The following is an 18,498-nucleotide window of genomic DNA, read 5'->3' on the forward strand; positions in this document are numbered from 1 at the left end:
CCTGCACCTTTATCCGTTAATTTTCAACTGTTTGAGAAAAGGACTCAGTGCCTTCTCCAGCTTAACCATTGACTGAATTATCGAGTCCTGAATCTCAGGCCATTGATCTTCAGGAGAGCGATAACCTCCTCCTCTCCGAACATAATTGATACGGCAGGCCCTTTTACCTTCCAATCGCTGCCAGTCTAGAGAACCTCCAAAAGCTTGTTCTATAGCTTCACGGTGCTCGTACAACCGATCAAAAATAAGCACATTTTCTTGTTCAGAATCTTTTCCTCGGTCGATGTATAGTTCAACTGAGCATTCTTCTTGTGTGACAGTGTAGTCAAAGTATAACCCGCGTATTCCAGCACTTACTCCAATTGCCGAAGACTCTTTTGGATTAATATGTGCGTGCAGTTTGGTGGCTTTGGCAGCTCTCTCCAACAAAGTTGTCCACCATCGCTTGCGAAGAATCTCTCTTTCAGCAATCTGGCGCTTCACCTGTCCAGCGCCTTTAGCTTCTTCCGACGGTCCCACAATGAGTGTAAACAATGGAGCTGCAGGCGAATCTCCAATCCTGACCGCTTCCACTTTGACCATGTAGAAATTTGCACTACTGGACTCGTTAAGCCAGGCAATCGCAGCCACATGTTCAGGCCGTGGATCAGAAACAATCCATATTGCTGTGCGAGCGCTCATCGCGGTGAGGTAGGTGATAATCTTGCCTAAGTGGTCGTGATTGCTTTTCTCCAGCTGATTTTCGATAATTACCGTCTGTCCTCCTTCGTCCTTTGCCACAAGGTCGATACTGAACGGACCAGCTGCTGTTTCCCTATCTACATTTACAAGGTTCAAATCGAGTGCCGTATTTAACACGTCAATATTCTCTTGTAGCCACTGCGTGAAGTCATAAGCTTCGTGTCTCCATACTTCACGTAACGGCAAACGTTCTAGCTTTCCAATTAAATTTGGAATCATGCTAGAACCTCCTCTTCAAGTTCTCCGGCCTGCTCATCCTCTATTTCACCGTTCTCCAGTTCATCGTCCTCAGCCAGAGCGTCATCAAAAGTTCCCATTATTTCAATTTCTTCGGGCAGGTTTGCAGCCGCCTCTCTCACGTCCAGTTTTCCAGTTACAACGTCGGCTATCAGGCGGGTGTGGTATTCACGGAGGAGGGAGATTTCATACCTCACCTGCTCTATTGAATGATTAATTGCATGTGTTTTTTCTTCGATTGCATCAGCAATCTGAGTTTGTTCTTCTAGAGGTGGATATGGAGAATAAATCTGCTTGAAATCTTCCCAATATAGTCGATTACGGTCCTTGACGATGCCTCGTGAGCAACTATTCACTTCATTCATGTAAGCGGACGTTCGGAAAAGGTTGCTGAAATAAAGAGGATCAATGTCATCTAGCGGTCGAGCGACAACATAAGCCGGGCTAACTAACCCATCTACAGGAGCAACACCGACAGCACCTTGCCACATTCGCATCATATTGTAAGCGATGTCACCCTTCACTGCTAACTTATACTTTTCACGGTCTGACATCACCTGTTTTCGAGTTGTGTTCTCAAAATCTCTGACGCGGACACCAGTATTGAGTGATACTTCCAAGATTGGAAGTTCAGAGAATCCAGTTTGATTGCGCTGGGCAAAGAGCCGACCGTTTCTCCTAACTTCCCAATGCTCCGGCACATCTCCCAACCATTCCACCCCTGACGGCTTGAGCCTTACATTGGGATCGAGCCCACGGGTGACGGCTTGATGAATAATCGCCTGCTTCTGCTCCTCCAGCAGCTTGATAAGTTTCTGCTTGGTGCGGATGTAGCGTCGGATGCGACTTTCAATGTAATCGAGATAGTGGACGATGGTAGATTGTTCGGAGAGAGGGGGAAGTGGAAGCGGAACAGTTCCAAGCTTGCTAGTAGATATCTCAGTAAAGGTAGTTCCGGAAGCCAAACTTTGAAGTTCTGCTTGTAGAATACGAAAAGTTGCGAATCCATAGGCTGATTGAATAACTTTTTCGTCCTGTATGAGGGCCTTACATCCTTGATTGGTACAGAGATCTACCATCGCAATAGCAGTATTACCAACTGGTGCGCGTGAAGTAACCACGATGCTTCCAGCGGGTACTAATTCTGAAGAACAAGATGCTAAACCTTCTTGAGTGATCTTTCTCAGAGAAGTTGAGAGTCGCGTTGACCTGCTAATATCGACAGGTGTGATCCAGATTATATTACCTTCCCAGTAGCTGGCCTCGGAACTTGAAGGCGTTGAACCTCCAACGATGCGTTGATAAATATGTTTTAACCGCTTCACTTCCCAATGCTCCGGCACTTTTCCCAGCCACGGAACGCCGGAATCTTTGTATGCTGGGTAGGGTTTGAGGTTGTGGATCATCGATCCACCTTAGCATCCTGAATGGACTTTAGTGTATGTCCATCCGCGGTTTTCCACTCGGTACGACCGTTTGCCGCCCTTCCGAGAACCACGCCCGCTGCCGTCGAAGGGGAATTAAAGGTATAGTCCTGTGTCATTTCATAGTATTGACCACGGTCAAACACCGCTAGGTCATTCTATTCGAGAGGCTGCGATGAAGGGAGCAGCCATCCCACGGATAAGCAAAACTATCATTTCCGAAAGCACTCTATACTTGCCACCTGTGGTTGAGCAACGAAGAGCTATGGAAGCACTGTCATCGATACAGAGGCTGCGAAGTGAATTGGCAGAGATCGAATCTCAAGTTTGGGAAAAGCCTCGACGAGTCTCAAAAGTGATCGAGGCTCTAAGTAAGGTAAATCGTGAAGAAAGATTTGGAGAATGGCTGGACTCGTTACCATTCCCACTTGCTTCGATTCTTCAGTCGTATCACGCAATAGACCTAAATGATAAGGAAAAATATGTGCGTCTCCTTCGCTTCTTCGAAGCCTTTGCCGAGTTTTGCGCAACAGTACATCTGAGTGCATTCAGGAAAAGCCAAGCTCATTGGGAGCGTTTTAAAAGTGAGCACCAAGATTTCTCTTTTAAAACGCCAAGTTTTGGATTGTGGATAGCAGTCGTAGAACCTTTGGCAAAGCAACTACGGTCAATGCTTAATGGAAAGCCCGAGGATAAAGCTCTCGCTAATACACTCTATGCAACGGCAGATTCCAGACCACTGGAGATACTGTCTTCCAAGAAGCTTGTTACCCTTATGAAGCGAGTGAATGAGTATCGTAATCTTTGGAAAGGCCACGATGGTGATGTTACTCCAACAGAGGCGTTGAATTTACATAATCTCCTAGCACAAGATCTGGCTGATTTTCGCGAGATTGTTGGGACCAAATTCCTTCAATACCAGCTTATAGAGCCACACGAAAACCGGATTATTCAAGGGCCAATCTACCAGTTCAGGGTTCGGCGTATGATGGGATCAAACCCTCAACTTGAAAGCCAGATCGTGGAAATGCGCACTGCTGCAATCTCTGAACGTCTATATCTGCACAACCCAGGTCATGATGAGAGTCTAGAACTCATTCCCTTGATCATAGTGCGTAATGAGCCATATCCAGCAAGCTACTTCTATAACCGATTTGATCAGACTGGACTTCGTTTTATCGCTCATCACTTTAATAACCAGTCAACTATCACTATTGAAAACTGTGAAGCAGTGCAATTACTGATAGACGACTTCAATCAAAGTCGGGAGGAAACATGACAACCGATACCACCGAAAAGGGCCTCGAAACCCTCATTGTCGAAGCGATGACAGGAATGAAACCCGACCCTGCGCAAACAGACATGGGCAGAGAACCGAGTGCACTTTACGGAGGTACCGGCTGGATACTCGGGCGCTGGCAGGACTATAACCGCGAATACGCAGCAGACCTCGTGCAGATGGCTGCTTTCCTGAACGCAACGCAGCCCGACCTTGCAGAAGCCCTTGACCTTGAAAACGCCAGCCCCACGCGGCAGAAGTTTCTCGCCCGTCTACAGGGAGAGGTCACAAAACGCGGAATAATCGACGTGCTGAGAAACGGCGTAAAACATGGGCCCCACCACCTCGACCTTTTCTACGGAACTCCAACACCCGGAAACACAAAAGCCGAAGAGCGTTATGCTCTGAACCGCTTCAGCGTCACCAGGCAGCTCAGATACAGCCGGGATGAAACAAAGCTTGCCCTTGACCTTGCTCTTTTCATCAACGGGCTGCCTGTAGCTACCTTTGAGCTCAAAAACAGCCTCACAAAACAGACAGTAGAAGATGCGGTAGAGCAGTACAAACGCGACCGTGACTCAAAAGAGCTCCTTTTCCAGTTTGGGCGGTGCATAGTCCACTTTGCTGTGGACGACCATGAAGTGAAATTCTGCACGCACCTGAGCGGCAAAAGCTCCTGGTTCCTTCCCTTCAACCAGGGCTACAACGACGGCGCAGGCAACCCCCCAAACCCGCACGGCATCAAGACCGATTACCTCTGGAAACGTATCCTCACGCCGAAAGGGCTCACTGATATCCTCGAAAACTACGCACAGGTGGTTGAGGATAAAAACGAGAAGAACGATAAGACCGGAAAAAAGAAGAAAGCTGTACAGATCTTCCCGCGATACCACCAGCTCGACGTGGTTAGAAAACTTCTCGCCCATGCCGGGCAACACGGTGCAGGCAACTGCTATCTTATCCAGCACTCGGCTGGAAGCGGGAAAAGCAATTCCATCGCCTGGCTCGCACACCAGCTTATCAGTCTCAAGAAAGATGACAAAGAGGTTTTCGATTCCATAATCGTCATCACTGACCGTCGCATCCTTGACAAGCAGATCCGCGACACCATAAAACAATTTGCTCAGGTGAACTCAACAGTCGGGCATGCCGAAAACTCAGGCGATCTGCGAAGGTTCATTGAAAGCGGAAAGAAGATCATCATCTCAACTGTACAGAAATTCCCATTCATCCTCTCCGAGATCGAGAAAGAGCACCGCGGGAGTAAATTCGCAATTATCATAGACGAGGCACATTCCAGTCAGGGAGGGAAGACAATGGCAGCAATGAACGTGTCACTTGCCGATCCCGAAGACACCATCAACGACGCACTGGAAAAATATATGAAAGCCCGCAAAATGCTGTCCACTGCCAGCTACTTTGCATTTACTGCAACTCCCAAGAACAAGACCCTGGAACTCTTCGGGGAGCCTTACCAGGAAGGTGGACAGGTTAAGCACAGGCCTTTCCACAGCTACACCATGAAACAGGCTATTCAGGAGAATTTCATCCTGGATGCTCAGCTACTACACGCCTGTGAACAGTTACTACAAATTGATCAAAACAGTGGAAGGAGACCCTGAGTTCGACACCAAACGGGCGAAGAAGAAGCTGCGCAAATACGTCGAAAGCCACAATTACGCTATCCAGCTCAAGGCTGAAATCATGGTAGACCACTTCCAAGAACAGGTGATTGCACTCAACAAGGTTGGCGGGCAGGCACGTGCAATGGTGGTTACAAACGGGATCGGACGCGCCATTCAGTACTATCATGCCATTCGCAATTACCTCATCGAGAGGAAGAGCCCCTATCAGACGATTGTCGCTTTTTCCGGGGAACACGAATATGGCGGAGTAAAAGTTACCGAAGCCTCGCTCAATGGCTTCCCATCAAGTAAGATCGAAGACAAAATCAAAGAAGATCCCTACAGGTTCCTCATCTGTGCCGACAAATTCCAGACAGGCTATGACGAGCCTCTCCTGCACACAATGTACGTGGATAAGGTACTGGCTGGCATCAAAGCAGTGCAGACACTCTCAAGGCTGAACCGGGCTCACCCGCAGAAGCATGATGTTTTTGTGCTTGACTTCATGAACGATACCGATACTATCCAGGCTGCTTTCTCAGATTATTATCGTACCACAATCCTGAGTGATGAAACCGACCCCAATAAGCTCCATGACCTGAAATCCGACCTTGACAGTTATCAGGTCTATGCACCTGAAGATGTAGAACAGCTGGTTGAAATTTACCTCGGTGGAGCTGACAGGGATAAACTCGACCCGATCCTCGATGTCTGCGTAGCCATATACAAAGACCAGCTTGATGAAGATGGGCAGGTTGACTTCAAAGGCAAAGCGAAAGCTTTCAACCGTACATACGGCTTCCTCGCTTCTGTTCTTCCATACACAGATGCCGGGTGGGAGAAGCTCTCTATTTTTCTCAATTTCCTGGTGCCCAAATTGCCAGCTCCTGTAGAAGAAGACCTCTCAAAGGGCATTCTCGAAGCCATTGACATGGACAGTTACCGGGTTGAAAAGCAGGCTGTGGTAAAGATCCAGCTTCCGGATTCGGATGCTGAAATTGAACCTGTACCTCCAAGTGGTGGTGGATTCAAGCCTGAACCAGAGCTGGAAAGGCTCAGCACCATCCTCAGGGGTTTCAACGACCAATTTGGAACACTATTTACAGATGCCGATCGGGTTGTCCGCCTGATAACGGAAGAATTACCCGCAGCGGTGCTGGCAGACGTCGCCTACCGGAACGCTCGAAAAAATTCAGACAGGCAGAACGCCCGCATTGAGCACGACAAAGCTGCTCAACGTGCAGCAATCGCACGAATGAGCGGTGAGACTGAGTTTTTCAAGCAGTTTAGCGACAACGAATCTTTCCGCCGTGCCGTGCTCGATACCTTGTTTTCTCTGACTTATTCGCAATGACCGGGTTCTTTCCCGAGATCGGCTTGGCAATAGAAACTGCCGACATGCCAGGATGACGATGCTCTACTGGAAGGGTCAGGTAAAAAAGCAAACTCTCAGAAACCTGCAGCGTATGACCCATTTTGCAGCGGTAGTTTCAGTTGAGAAGATTGTCTACGCATTGCGTAGACAATTGAACTGAACATACTTCCAGATTGCTCAGTTGCTAGAACAGAACTCTCAAAATTGTGCAGCAGGCTGCTGCACAATCAACCTCCCCCATCACCGGGCTGTCCTATGGAAAAGTCTCACCGCTGGCGAGACAATTACCCTGGATACAAAACTTCCTGCTTATAAGTAGCTGGCAAAAATTGACAAGAAAACCTCGAAGGAAAAAGGGCGGAATACAGGCAGGGAATTGTCTCCGCAGTGCAGAGACAATTGGAAACCTATTTGGTAAGCTTCTCGTTGAGAAAAACCTGTCAAATAATCCAATTTACAAATGAATTCCCGGAAGAAAAGATTGTCATGTCACTGATACGACAATTAAGTTTGTCTATTTTTTGACTTGTTTATTCAAAACCATTGTTTACAAACTGATTTTTAATTGGAAGAATAGAATAAACTATCGTCCAGCTATATTTTCCACTATAATACGAAATCTTATATTCTATTCGCATATTATTGGAATTAATGCATTTTTCCAGAACCGAACTTCAAATAATCGCAGAACTTACAAAGGGCAATACATCAATAATCACCGTAGCTAAAGCTCTCAATAAAAGTGAAAAGCACATCTATCGAATTGTGCAAAAGCTTGAAGAAAAAGATCTTACAGCCCTTTCATCGGGAGAAATTGTCCCGAAAAAAAGTACGTTGATGGTCAGGTTGACCTTAATTCTTGATTCTTACCCCAATTTGATCTCTATTTTAGCAGATTCCGGAATTTCAATACTCATGTCCTTGCTTGAAGCAAAAAAAGTAGATGAAATAACCGAAGACACGAATGCGAAAAAGAGTACTATCTATGCTTTGCTGAAAAAATCCCTGAAAATAAGCCTGGTAAAAAAAGATAGTGAGCGATATATACTCAATGAAAAGATCTGGGGTGAGGTAGCAGACCTTCTGAGAGAAATAAGAGATATCGAAAGGCTGCTTGACCCGCGGGTTCCCTATAATTCGGTAATATATTACCGGAATAGGGATGAGGTCATCTATTCGAATAAGCACGGAGGAGAATCCGGAGAAAAAACAGGGTTCTCTGTTTTTGAAAAGGAGGGGATCAGACTCCTTCTGCCAACTACCTATTACTATTATTCGGACAAAGAACCGGAAAAAGAGTTCACAAAAGAAGATATTTTCCGGCATGCTCTTTATGTTGCAGAAAAAGAGGCTTCTGCCAGGCATCTCATATTCCTTGCACTGTTCTACTGCAAGTTTGAGGAAGAATTGAAGGATGTGAAACACGATATAGTTGAGAATCTGAAGCTTGTTCTGAAGGGGGATAAGATCAGGGGGTATCCTGCTCTTGGGGAAATAAAAGAAAAGGCGGATATGTATGGGATTGAGATCCTTCGTTGCCGCTCTCTCCGCTGAAAAAGTCTCAACACTATTTAGGGAATCTTAACCGGCAAGCTGTTTTAACATATATCTGTCAGGAAGGAGCTCTCAAAATTATGCAACAGGTTGCTGCATAATCTACTTGCTTTTTGTCTGAAATGTGATAGAAATTACTGTCAAAAACATAGAGCCTTTAGCTGATCTGTTAAATGAAAAAACCTCTGAAGGTAGCCATATTTACACCAGGCTTTCAAGCAGCTCCTGATATTCATTCCAGAGAAGAACAAACTCGCTGCTTTTTTCTTTTTTATCAAGATATTCAAGAAGGGTCCTGACATGGGCTTCAATATCGTAATAACCGGCATACTTCAAGAAATTTTTTGACCTAAGTCGGGGTGCAAGAGCAAGAGCATATGAATTGTAAATCGGGCTGTAGGGGTCGATCAAAATTGTATGGATTAAGAACTCTTCTTCACATGGTGTTCTTTTGCTGAAGAAGTAATAGTTCATATCGGTTATTACATCCAGGCCGTATTTCGGAAAAATGCTGATAGCCGTCAGGTGGACTTTCTTTTCCAGATCCGATTCGAGACCAGGGTTCAGTTTTTCTGCCTTGAACAGAAATTCCGGGCCTCTTCGCCAGATCAATACTCCGTTTTGAGAAACAGCCCTCAGGTTCATGTTTGTCTTATACTTAAAATAATTGTCAACAAAGTCTTCAAAAAGTGCATGACGGCTGCTCAGGAGAAACCTGCCGTTTTCTTTGATCACAATTCCATACCTTGCCAGCCTTGATATTGCCGCAGAAACTGTATACCTGTCGAGACCCGTTATTTCAGAGGCTTCAGTGATACTGCGCGGCGATTTCAATACGGAAAAAACATGTAGAGATGAAGGAGTAAAGAGTTTACTCAACGGGAGTCTAGGAAATTCTCTCAAAATAGCTACAAGAGATTGTGCATGCAGGGAATCAGAGCGTCGTAAATATACTTTGTTTCCTTTTTTTTCTTTATGCACGAGGCCTTCGAATTCTAGCGAACTTACAGCTTTAGATATGGTAGAGTGATGCAGTCTTAAAAAATCTGCAAGGCCCGATATATTCTTGGGCTCTTTAAGGTATTTAAATATGGAAATCTCCGTAGAACTCAGCATTATGTGGGAAAATGTTCACATAATATATATAGAATATGGCGAAAATTCCACATTAAACAACTACACAGATTGACAATAACTGCTAATTTCCAGTAATTCTTTGTTTGATCTTACTCTGAACGTCTGTGTTTTTTGAGGCTGTAAACCTCGAGTGGTTTGAATGTAAGTATTATATTCGAAACCATCATTGGTTTTTAGAAGTGTGATTAATTGGTGGTTTATACTAGATCAGGGATTTTAAGATCTAATTTGAGACCCTTGAATATGTTACAGTTTTATAATAGCGTTTTTATATTATCTGGGCTTTTATTTGTCCAGGCGTATGTTTACGCAACATTCTTCGAATGGCTGACCACCGGCATACAAACGGCATATTATCAAGGCTGCAAGTATTGTGCCGATGTCTGGAACGAGGAGAGGGGACATACTAAGCGACCTGTTACAGGATAGGAGGTCATTATTTACATTATCCGTGATTTAGCAGGTCTATTTCTTTCACGCCAAAATTACCGTTTTTAAGGGGGAATAAGCTGATGAAAACTGGACTGGTATTACTGACGATCATAGCAGCAGTGCTGATGTTTTCAACTGCGGGCTATGCCCAGGAAAACACAACAGACAATGCCACAGACAGTGCGGTAGCTGTCTTAAAGGACGCACAAAACAATACTGTAGGGTTTGCTACCTTTAACGAGGACGACTCTGGCCTGGTTCGCATACAGGTTCTAGCTACCAACCTGACACCGGGCCTGCATGGTATCCATATCCACGAGAATGCAAACTGTACAGCACCGTCGTTCACTTCTGCCGGCGGGCATTACAACCCTCTGGGTAAAGAACACGGTCTCGCAAATCCCAATGGCCCGCATGCCGGTGATATGCCCAACCTTGTAGTGGGATATGACGGCACGGGATATATGGACGTTGTCACCAACCTTGTGACGCTGTCACCCGGGCCGACCACGCTCTTCACTGACAACGGTACTTCACTTGTAATCCACGCTGGTCCTGATGACCAGATAACAGACCCTGCCGGAACAAGCGGAGACAGGGTTGCCTGTGGGGTTATTGAGAAAAGATAAGTTTTTCCTTAATCCTTCTATTTTTTCAATCTTCGTGGGAATGTGAACCTGGCAAACAACAGAGAAAAGATAACTCCCAGGACTAACCCCATGCCGTTAATCTGCACGAAATTGCCGGGATTGCTTGCCATGTGCTTGAAACAAAACTACTAACCCCTATAATCACCCGGAAAAAGCCGTCAGCTTCGCTGTTTGGGTACCGACTTTTTATACTGAACCTTGCACATATGACATCTCAAATTTCGAACATCGGCTGGACGTGAATAATAATATTTATAATCTCATTAAGTGTATCCACCAAATTGATGTTAGACAAACTGGCTGCAGATAAAAACAATGTGCCTGTTGAGCGTATTTTCCAGATCCACGAATCGCCCTGCAGGACAGTTCTGGCAATAACCGGTGGTGGGGCAGAAATTATTGGGGAACTGCTCCGCCACGGCAGCGGCTCTGCAACTGTACTGGATGCAGTTATACCTTACAGTACAGATGCAATGGACCGGTTTCTCGGAAGAAAACCTGAGAAATACTGTTCGGAAAAAACTGCGAGATTAATGGCAATGGTCGCTTACCAGCGAGCCCTGAACCTATCGAAAGGCAACGGGTTTGCAGACCAGGAAGTAATAGGAATCGGAGCGACCTGCAAGCTTAAGGCAGCAAACGAGCGGGAAGGCAGGAAACATGAGATCCATGTTGCTATCCAGGCAGCCTGTCAAACCGGAGTTAGAACACTTGAACTGACAGCGGACAGGACAAGGGAAGAGGAAGAAAAGATTGCTGCGCTCCTGATCTTCAATGTGCTTGCCCGCCACTGCGGCGTTTCTGAAATCGATTTACTGGATGGGATTGTGACAGGTGAAGGGAAAAGGGAAGAAGTTGTTGAAAAATATGCGTTAGCTTCCGGGCCTGTCGGGAATCTTCTGAAACAGCAGAGGTGCAGCCAGAACAGTCCTTATGAAACCCTGGATATGGCAAGAATCAATTTAAACAGGGCAAAAGCTTCCGGAGAGCCCGGAGAGTCCAGAGAGTCCGAAGAGCTCGAAAAGATCAGGCTTGTTTTCCCTGGTTCTTTTGACCCCTGCCACAGGAATCATATTTTTATGGCAAAGCAGGCATCGAAAAAACTTGGTAAGCCTGTCTACTTTGAAATTTCTTTGACGAATGTCGACAAGCCGCCTATAGATTTCATCTCATTGAATCAGAGGCTTGATTCTTTAAGGGGATACAAAGACGAAGACTTCATGGGCAGTATTTGTCTGACAAATGCGCCGCTCTTCCTGCAAAAAGCTGCCCTTTTCCCAAACAGCACCTTTATAGTTGGTGCAGATACCATTAACAGAATTTTTGACGCAAAATATTATAATGGTGAAGCAGACACATCCGCCATTTTAAGGCATTTTAAGGAAAAGAATGTACGCTTCATGGTATTTCACAGGAAATCCATTAAAATTTACATCAACCCTGATGCCCTTGAGTTCTGCGAAATTATCCCTGTAGATGAATACGAAGATGATGGGATATCTTCTACAGAAATCAGAAGAAAGAATGAAAATTATAAAGAAAATCTGGATAACAAATGAAATTTAAGCTTTTAAAGAAATAACAGGCTTCAATAAATAATCTAGTTAAAATACTTATTACTATTTTTTTGTTTTAATTTATTCTCCTCTTTTTGAAGAGAGCCGCTCTCCTTAGCAGATCTTACAAAATGAGACCTGCAGCCAATAAAGTTGTATAGACTGGCTTGATTCAAAACTACCTCCAATAACTCTGAACCAATATTTTGGAGTAGAGAACCAAAATCAAGAGTAATAAATAGAACAATTGTTTTGGGTCAAAAGCATGAATAGTCGGGATTTTGAAACCAGCTCATTATTATAAACAGGCACTTTTCATTCCTCTTTGATTTCATCCCACATTAAACCACGTTCTCCACACCTAGGAGCACGTAAACTATTTTCAGTTATCATCCATTTTATGTGACTAACCAAATGTTTGTAAGAAAAATTATGGAGCTTCTTATAATGAATCTCATCTATTACAGCTTTCAATAAACTGATAGTAAACCGTGTCTGTTCTTTCCTTATACTGTCGCTCAGGAAGCTAGGGGTATCTTTTTCATAGTGCCATAGTATCCACTCATCGGTCACAGGATACCATTTAGTAGACAGCGCCTTCATCTCAAGTACTAAATCTAAACTCGGTTTTTTTTCAAATTCTTCAATTACAGCCTTTAACCTGTTCAGGTTAGCCAGTTTAGTTTCTTCGCTTACTGCCATTTTTATTCTCCAGCTCCCTAACAAATACTCTTATTTCATAGCCTCTATTTAATTGAATGGTGCTATATATTTAAAACTAGATTTATATGGTGGCCACCATCGAGAGTCATAAGGTAAGTTTTAGTCTCAAATTGAGATTCTAAGGTTTCGAGCTGCTTTTCTAATTCTTTTAAGAGCCTCATTATATGCCACCAGGACCATAATTTAGGTATCGGATGTCAAGCCAGCATTCATTTTTCTTTTTACTCAGATAATAACTGTAGAAAATTATAGAATTACGAATAAATATACTTAATTCTCTTTTTACTTACATATTTATATTTTTAAAATTTTATTATATACTTTTAGAAAATTATAAATATTATTAATCGGAAACAACTTACCGTTTTCCTATATGAGAAAGATTCCAGGTTATATTGAGATAAAAAGGACAGGAAAAAATGGCAGGTACTGAAGGTTTGCTCCACGAGGTTACCGATTCTGTAATCTCATGTAAAAAAGAAAAAGTGCTCAAAGCGGTTGAAAAAGCAAAGGCTGAGATCCCGCCGGAAGAAATAATTGAAAAAGGACTTTCTGCTGGCATGAACCAGGTAGGAGTTTTGTTTGAGAGAGGGAAACTTTTCCTGCCGCATGTAATGATGGCAGCCGATGCAATGACTGCAGGTGTGAAATTGCTTGAAGAGGGAATGCCTGCAGGCACTCAGGAAAAGAAGCTCGGGACCATTGTTAACGGGACAGTCGAAGGCGATGTCCACGATATTGGCAAATCGATTGTGTCAACCATGCTCCAATCTGCTGGTTTTGAGGTCCACGATATAGGCAGAGATGTTCCTATAAAGAACTTTGTTGAGAAGGCAAAAGAAGTCAATGCGAATATGATAGGGCTTTCTGCTCTTATGACTACAACGCTTCCCGGACAGAGACAGGTTATTGAGCTCCTGAAAGAAGAAGGGCTGCGCAGCCGAATCAAAGTAATGGTAGGCGGTGCTCCTGCAACCCAGGCCTGGGCTGACAAAATCGGAGCGGACTGCTACGCCGAAAACGCAAGTGAAGCCGTTGCAAAGGCAAAAGAATTGCTCCTCTGAACCCTAAATTTCAGTAAAACCATCTCAGTCTAACTTTAGTTACTCTCATTTATTAATGGAGGATTAAAAATGGCAACTGAATATGCTTTGAGAATGGGAGACGGGAAACGTATCTTCCTTACGAAAGAAAAAATCCTCAGTGAGATAGAAGCCGGCTCTGGAAACGCTGCAGACCTTGGCGAAATCCCTGACATCAGTGCTGATGAAATTGACAAGCTTGCAGAAATCCTTATGATGCCCGGAAAAGCCATAAGCGTGGAACAGGGCATGGAAGTGCCAGTAACTCACGATATCGGGACTCTGAGGCTTGATGGGGACCAGGGCAACAGCGGAGTTGGCATCCCTTCAAGCCGGCTTGTCGGCTGCATGATGCACGAAAGGGCTTTTGGTGCAGACACAATGGAACTCGGACATATTGACTACAGTTTCAAGCCAGTAAAACCGGTTGTAGCAAACGAGTGCCAGGCAATGGAAGTCTGCCAGCAGAACATGGTTATCCCGCTCTTTTACGGTGCAATGCCTAACATGGGGCTTTACTATACCCCGGATGGACCTTTTGAAAACCCCGGAGACCTCATGAAGATGTTCAAGATCGATAAGGCGAGAGAGTCCATGGAATACGCAGCCGAACACCTTACAAGGGATACAGTCTGGTTCATGCAGAAGCTCTTTGCCTCGGGAGCTGACGGGGTTAATTTTGACACAACTGCTGCAGCAGGAGATGCTGATATGCACGGCACTCTCTGTGCGGTCGAAATCCTCAGGACTCAGTTTCCGGACATGTACATTGAAATGGGAATGGCAGGCGAAATGGTGCTCGGGATGCACGGGGAACTGGAGTACGACGGAGTGCGTCTTGCAGGGCTCTGGCCGCATGAACAGGCGCCTCTTGCAGCACAGGCAGGGGCAAATGTCTTCGGGCCGGTTGTCAACACAAACACCAGCAAGACCTCTCCGTGGAACCTGGCACGGGCTGTCACATTCATAAAGGCGGCAGTTGAAGCGTCATCAATTCCCTGCCACGTGAATATGGGTATGGGTGTTGGCGGAATTCCAATGCTTGAAACCCCTCCGGTAGATGCGGTTACAAGGGCAAGCAAGGCGATGGTCGAGATTGCAGGTGTAGACGGCATATAGATAGGGGTCGGCGACCCGCTGGGTATGCCGATTTCCCACATAATGGCTTCAGGTATGACCGGGATAAGAGCAGCCGGTGACCTTGTTGCAAGGATGCAGTTCTCAAAAAACATGCGCATCGGCGAGGCAAAAGAGTACGTGGCAAAGAAGCTTAATGTCGATACAATGGACCTCTCAGACGAACATGTCATGAGAGAACTGCGTGAAGAGCTAGATATTGGTATCATTACTTCAGTGCCAGGTGCTGCAAAGGGTATTGCTGCAAAAATGAACATCGAAAAACTGCTCGGTATTAAAATCAACTCCTGCGAAGCCTTCAGGAAGCAGATTGCCTGACACTGGTGCTTAAAGAGATTTTTGAAAAAAGGTGATTCTTATGGACAACAATACCCATCCTTCTCATACCCAAATCGACTGGCAGCATTCAGAAGAGTGCAGCAGGGCGAGCTGCGACCTGAGCGGACTTGAAAGGACAATTGACTGGAAACAGGGGCTTGCAATTGCCCTTGGCGTCCCTTTATTGATCCTGCCTTCCATAGGCTATTTTACAGGCTATGTCTGGGCTTTTTCAATAGCTGTCTGGGGCCTGACCATTTTCCTTGGCTTTTTCCAGAACCTGGCTTTCGGAGAGCTTGCAACTGTCTTTCCGAAGGCATCGGGCCTTCCGGGCTATACGCAGACCGTTTTTGGCTCGGATTCCGACAAAAACAACAAAGGGAAATTTAAATTTGGAAAATTCATCGGAGGTTTCAGTGCCTGGAGTTACTGGTTCGGCTGGAGCCCTGTGCTTGCAATCTATGCAATCCTTATCGGAAGTTACCTTAAGGGCCTTGTCCCTGCTTTTTCCGGCCTTCCGGATACCCTGCTCTCCTTACTGGTTGGAGCTGTGGTATTCGGGTCTCTTGCTATTATAAACTCAAAAGGGCTCAAAAACGGAGCAAGGGCCGGATACATTCTTGCTGTTGTTTCCCTGATACCTCTCATCGTTATTACCATCGCCCCGTTTATTACAGGAGACTTCCACTTCAGTAACATCACAGGCTCCTGGTTCCCTACGGACTGGACCTGGGACCTGAAACACATCCTGATTCTCTTCGGGATTTTCGCAATGGCTGAATGGAGTGCATGCGCCTGGGAAACAGCAGCTATCTACGGGCCTGAATATAAGAGCCCGAATACCGATACTCCAAAAGCCCTGCTGGTCTGCGGAGGGATCTGCCTTGTGCTTTATGTGCTTGTCCAGACTTCGGTAATTGGCACCCTGGGAGTTGAAGGTGTACTTTCCGAACCCATATCTCCGATGCTTCCTATTGCCAACCTTACGCTGGGTACACTTGGAGCTTCGATTGCAATTATCATGCTTGTAGGGGCAATGCTCCTTATCATCCAGACCGCCTTCCTCTCCTCGGCGCGGTCAATATACTCTATGTCAGTTGAAGGCAACCTGCCTGTATTCCTGAGCAAATTGAACTCTCACGGGCACCCTATGAACGCAATGATTGCAGATGCCCTCTTTAATATGGGCCTTATCCTGCTTGGGACTCCTACAGCAATCCTGGCAGCCTCTGCAATAGGATATATCTGTGCAAACGGGATAAGCCTCTATACCTACGTAAAGGTTAGAAATGACCCGGAACTCTCAAAACTTGACAGACCCTTTAAAGCCCCAAACGGCTGGAAAAACATAGCAATGGCAACTGCGGTTTTGAATATCCCCTTCTTTCTTGTGGGCATCATATACCTCAACAGCCTCGAACTCGGCTGGGCTACAACCGGAGTCGGCTTTTTCGTGCTCTGTCTTTTTGTCCCACTCTGGTTCTACTCCCAGAGAGAAACAAAGAAAGCAACCGAATCAAAAGAAAAAAGAGCTGCAGAAAGGGAAACGGTTTTAGCCGAAATTTCTGCATGAATAACTGAATTCTGCAATAAAAAACTGAGTTTGCATAAAAACGGAAGCTTCAGAATGAGAAATACGAAACTGCTTCCTCGAGGTTCACGACCCTGAGAACAGTTTGGGACCAAATGTTCAGCTGGAACAGGAATATCACGGCTTCTCTTTATCCTGTTCCGGATTTTCTCATTGGTTCTCTTATTTTTAGATCCTGCTTTATTTTTACCAGATTAGAATAATTATTCCAGCATCCATTTCCATACCGAGTTAATGATTATTTTTTTCTTTTCTCCATCCCTGCCTTCTATCTCCATGACTCCTTCATCATCCAGAGTAAGGATAAGCCCCTCATTAAGCCCATATTCTTCCATTGCCTCCATAAGCCCGAGAACCTCCCGTTCCCTTACTGCCGGGCTTCCGAAGTAGACAGAGACCTGAACCGCAGCTGTAACAGCCTGGTTATCTTTTTCAGTCATAAGGAAATCACATTTTCTTCTGCCGCGGAAATAGGAGACCTGTTTGCCCTGCCTGAGCAGTTCAAGAAATACAAGGTTTTCAAATCTTAACCCCAGGCTGTCGGGATAATTGAGATATACTGTCTTGAAGTAACCCGTGTCTCCGGCGTATATTTTACACGGGACTTCTGTTCCTTCTCCGTCTTCCGATATTTCAGATACATGGTTAAACATGGGGACGCGGTATAGCAAAAAAACCTCTTCCAGATAGTCGAGATATCTGCGGATAGTATTCTTACCAACGATCCCACTCGCTTTTTTCAGGGTATCGAGTGAATACTCTGATGCCATATTCGAGATAAGAAAAACTGCAAGTCTTTTTAGCTCTTCAGGGTCCTGAATATTATGCCTGTCAATAATCCCCTTTTGCAAAGTTTCCTCAAAATACTGCCTGGAAAGATTGGAATCTCCATTTTTGATTACATCTGGAAAGCCGCCGTTTTCAAAATAGTGCAGGAACAGGCATAACATTTCATCGCATCTGGAAGGTGTAAGACGGTCAGGCTTTGGGACCCTGAGCCCTCTTAAAATAAGGTATTCTTTAAAGGAAAAGGGCAAAAGCTTGAGAACTTTTATCCTGTCTGCAAAGCTTGAAGAGACCTCCTGACTCATGGGATTTGCGGAAGAAGAGGTTATAAAAACTCGCGCCCCATCTCTCTGAAGCCTGTCAACCCAGCCCTCCCAGCCAGGGACATTATAGATCTCATCCAGGAAATAATAGACTTGTTCTTCTTTATCAGATTTTTCTTCAGGTATTCCTTCAGGTTTTCCTTCAGATTTATCTTCAGATTTATCTTCGGATTCTTCTTCAGGTTCCTCTTTATTTTCAGATCCTCTTCTGCAAACTTCAACTGCAATTTCCTCAATTTCCTGAAAACCTTCAGGTTTCAGCTCTTTAAATCTGCTGTCTTCAAAATCAATATAAATCTTTACACCCTGAAAAAGGCCTGCGATCTGCTTCAGGAAAGATGTCTTGCCTGCATGGAGCGGACCATAGATTAAACTGATCTCACCCCCATCCAGAAAAGTGGAAGCTGGAATGTTGCGCGGGATTATATCAGAGGGGCTCTGAAAAAAGGTCTGGTGGTCAAGAACGAGGGGAAGAGTTTCAAGTCTTTGCATATAATCACAATAATTTGTGAGGTAAGACTATATAGT

The 18,498-nt window shown here is 45.0% G+C and carries 14 protein-coding genes and 1 pseudogene; 9 read left to right on the plus strand and 6 right to left on the minus strand.

What is annotated here, in order from left to right:
• Positions 1-9 precede the first annotated feature (9 nt).
• The 3 genes from ACZ5A8_RS12505 to ACZ5A8_RS12515 are packed head-to-tail and all read right to left on the minus strand — an operon-like array spanning position 10 to position 2,548.
• Positions 10-960, minus strand: a complete 951-nt coding sequence (locus tag ACZ5A8_RS12505) for a DUF4268 domain-containing protein (protein ID WP_464529421.1) — start codon at positions 958-960, stop codon at positions 10-12.
• Complete coding sequence (locus ACZ5A8_RS12510) at positions 957-2,384, minus strand: restriction endonuclease subunit S (protein ID WP_464529423.1); 1,428 nt, start codon at positions 2,382-2,384, stop codon at positions 957-959. Before ACZ5A8_RS12510 ends, ACZ5A8_RS12505 begins: the two co-directional genes overlap by 4 nt.
• Entirely contained in the window at positions 2,381-2,548 is a 168-nt protein-coding gene (locus tag ACZ5A8_RS12515; RefSeq protein WP_464529424.1) for a DUF4357 domain-containing protein, read from the minus strand. Before ACZ5A8_RS12515 ends, ACZ5A8_RS12510 begins: the two co-directional genes overlap by 4 nt.
• Positions 2,549-2,706: 158 nt before the next feature.
• Here ACZ5A8_RS12515 and ACZ5A8_RS12520 point away from each other — a divergent pair, with 158 nt between their 5' ends.
• From ACZ5A8_RS12520 to ACZ5A8_RS12535, 4 genes are all read left to right on the plus strand, one after another.
• Positions 2,707-3,681 (plus strand): hypothetical protein, encoded by a 975-nt coding sequence (locus ACZ5A8_RS12520; protein ID WP_464529426.1) that lies wholly within the window; start codon positions 2,707-2,709, stop codon positions 3,679-3,681.
• Positions 3,678-5,303, plus strand: a complete 1,626-nt coding sequence (locus tag ACZ5A8_RS12525; RefSeq protein WP_464529428.1) for a type I restriction endonuclease — start codon at positions 3,678-3,680, stop codon at positions 5,301-5,303. Before ACZ5A8_RS12520 ends, ACZ5A8_RS12525 begins: the two co-directional genes overlap by 4 nt.
• Positions 5,236-6,660, plus strand: a complete 1,425-nt coding sequence (locus ACZ5A8_RS12530) for a type I restriction enzyme subunit R domain-containing protein (protein WP_464529429.1) — start codon at positions 5,236-5,238, stop codon at positions 6,658-6,660. Before ACZ5A8_RS12525 ends, ACZ5A8_RS12530 begins: the two co-directional genes overlap by 68 nt.
• Before the next feature lie 672 nt (positions 6,661-7,332).
• The gene (locus tag ACZ5A8_RS12535) at positions 7,333-8,235 is read left to right on the plus strand and encodes a hypothetical protein (RefSeq protein WP_464529430.1); all 903 of its coding nucleotides are present in this window, start codon (positions 7,333-7,335) and stop codon (positions 8,233-8,235) included.
• Positions 8,236-8,436: 201 nt separating this feature from the next.
• Here the strand turns inward: ACZ5A8_RS12535 and ACZ5A8_RS12540 are convergent, their stop codons facing one another.
• Positions 8,437-9,216 carry an ArsR family transcriptional regulator gene (locus ACZ5A8_RS12540; protein ID WP_464529432.1) on the minus strand — a complete coding sequence of 260 codons (780 nt, stop codon included), beginning with the start codon at positions 9,214-9,216 and terminating at the stop codon, positions 8,437-8,439.
• Positions 9,217-9,884: 668 nt separating this feature from the next.
• Between ACZ5A8_RS12540 and ACZ5A8_RS12545 the strand changes: the two genes are divergently transcribed.
• On the plus strand, positions 9,885-10,433 hold the full coding sequence (locus ACZ5A8_RS12545; protein WP_464529433.1) for a superoxide dismutase family protein: 549 nt from the start codon (positions 9,885-9,887) through the stop codon (positions 10,431-10,433).
• Between the two features lie 305 nt (positions 10,434-10,738).
• Positions 10,739-12,013 carry a nucleotidyl transferase family protein gene (locus ACZ5A8_RS12550; RefSeq protein ID WP_464529435.1) on the plus strand — a complete coding sequence of 425 codons (1,275 nt, stop codon included), beginning with the start codon at positions 10,739-10,741 and terminating at the stop codon, positions 12,011-12,013.
• Positions 12,014-12,325: 312 nt separating this feature from the next.
• On the opposite strand, the gene ACZ5A8_RS12555 is transcribed toward ACZ5A8_RS12550, so the two are convergent.
• Entirely contained in the window at positions 12,326-12,712 is a 387-nt protein-coding gene (locus tag ACZ5A8_RS12555; RefSeq protein ID WP_464529436.1) for a hypothetical protein, read from the minus strand.
• Between the two features lie 440 nt (positions 12,713-13,152).
• Between ACZ5A8_RS12555 and mtbC the strand changes: the two genes are divergently transcribed.
• The 3 genes and pseudogenes from mtbC (at position 13,153) to ACZ5A8_RS12570 (ending at position 16,843) form a co-directional block, all read left to right on the plus strand.
• On the plus strand, positions 13,153-13,797 hold the full coding sequence (gene mtbC, locus ACZ5A8_RS12560) for a dimethylamine corrinoid protein MtbC (protein WP_464529437.1): 645 nt from the start codon (positions 13,153-13,155) through the stop codon (positions 13,795-13,797).
• A 69-nt stretch (positions 13,798-13,866) separates the two neighbouring features.
• Positions 13,867-15,270 (plus strand): annotated as a pseudogene (mtbB, locus tag ACZ5A8_RS12565) ([dimethylamine--corrinoid protein] Co-methyltransferase).
• A gap of 40 nt (positions 15,271-15,310) precedes the next feature.
• Positions 15,311-16,843: an APC family permease gene (locus ACZ5A8_RS12570; protein WP_464529438.1), complete on the plus strand. Its 1,533-nt coding sequence runs from the start codon at positions 15,311-15,313 to the stop codon at positions 16,841-16,843.
• 221 nt (positions 16,844-17,064) lie between these two features.
• Here the strand turns inward: ACZ5A8_RS12570 and ACZ5A8_RS12575 are convergent, their stop codons facing one another.
• Positions 17,065-18,462 (minus strand): ATP-binding protein, encoded by a 1,398-nt coding sequence (locus ACZ5A8_RS12575; RefSeq protein ID WP_464529440.1) that lies wholly within the window; start codon positions 18,460-18,462, stop codon positions 17,065-17,067.
• Positions 18,463-18,498 lie beyond the last annotated feature (36 nt).

It is taken from the genome of Methanosarcina subterranea (assembly GCF_055385895.1).

Bases quoted from the DNA above. Each gene is read 5' to 3' on its own strand.
- ACZ5A8_RS12505 (WP_464529421.1), bottom strand. From the start codon at position 960: ATGATTCCAAATTTAATTGGAAAGCTAGAACGTTTGCCGTTACGTGAA.
- ACZ5A8_RS12510 (WP_464529423.1), bottom strand. From the start codon at position 2,384: ATGATCCACAACCTCAAACCCTACCCAGCATACAAAGATTCCGGCGTT.
- ACZ5A8_RS12525 (WP_464529428.1), top strand. From the start codon at position 3,678: ATGACAACCGATACCACCGAAAAGGGCCTCGAAACCCTCATTGTCGAA.
- ACZ5A8_RS12530 (WP_464529429.1), top strand. From the start codon at position 5,236: ATGCTCAGCTACTACACGCCTGTGAACAGTTACTACAAATTGATCAAA.
- ACZ5A8_RS12535 (WP_464529430.1), top strand. From the start codon at position 7,333: ATGCATTTTTCCAGAACCGAACTTCAAATAATCGCAGAACTTACAAAG.
- ACZ5A8_RS12545 (WP_464529433.1), top strand. From the start codon at position 9,885: ATGAAAACTGGACTGGTATTACTGACGATCATAGCAGCAGTGCTGATG.
- ACZ5A8_RS12550 (WP_464529435.1), top strand. From the start codon at position 10,739: ATGTTAGACAAACTGGCTGCAGATAAAAACAATGTGCCTGTTGAGCGT.
- ACZ5A8_RS12555 (WP_464529436.1), bottom strand. From the start codon at position 12,712: ATGGCAGTAAGCGAAGAAACTAAACTGGCTAACCTGAACAGGTTAAAG.
- mtbC (WP_464529437.1), top strand. From the start codon at position 13,153: ATGGCAGGTACTGAAGGTTTGCTCCACGAGGTTACCGATTCTGTAATC.
- ACZ5A8_RS12570 (WP_464529438.1), top strand. From the start codon at position 15,311: ATGGACAACAATACCCATCCTTCTCATACCCAAATCGACTGGCAGCAT.
- ACZ5A8_RS12575 (WP_464529440.1), bottom strand. From the start codon at position 18,462: ATGCAAAGACTTGAAACTCTTCCCCTCGTTCTTGACCACCAGACCTTT.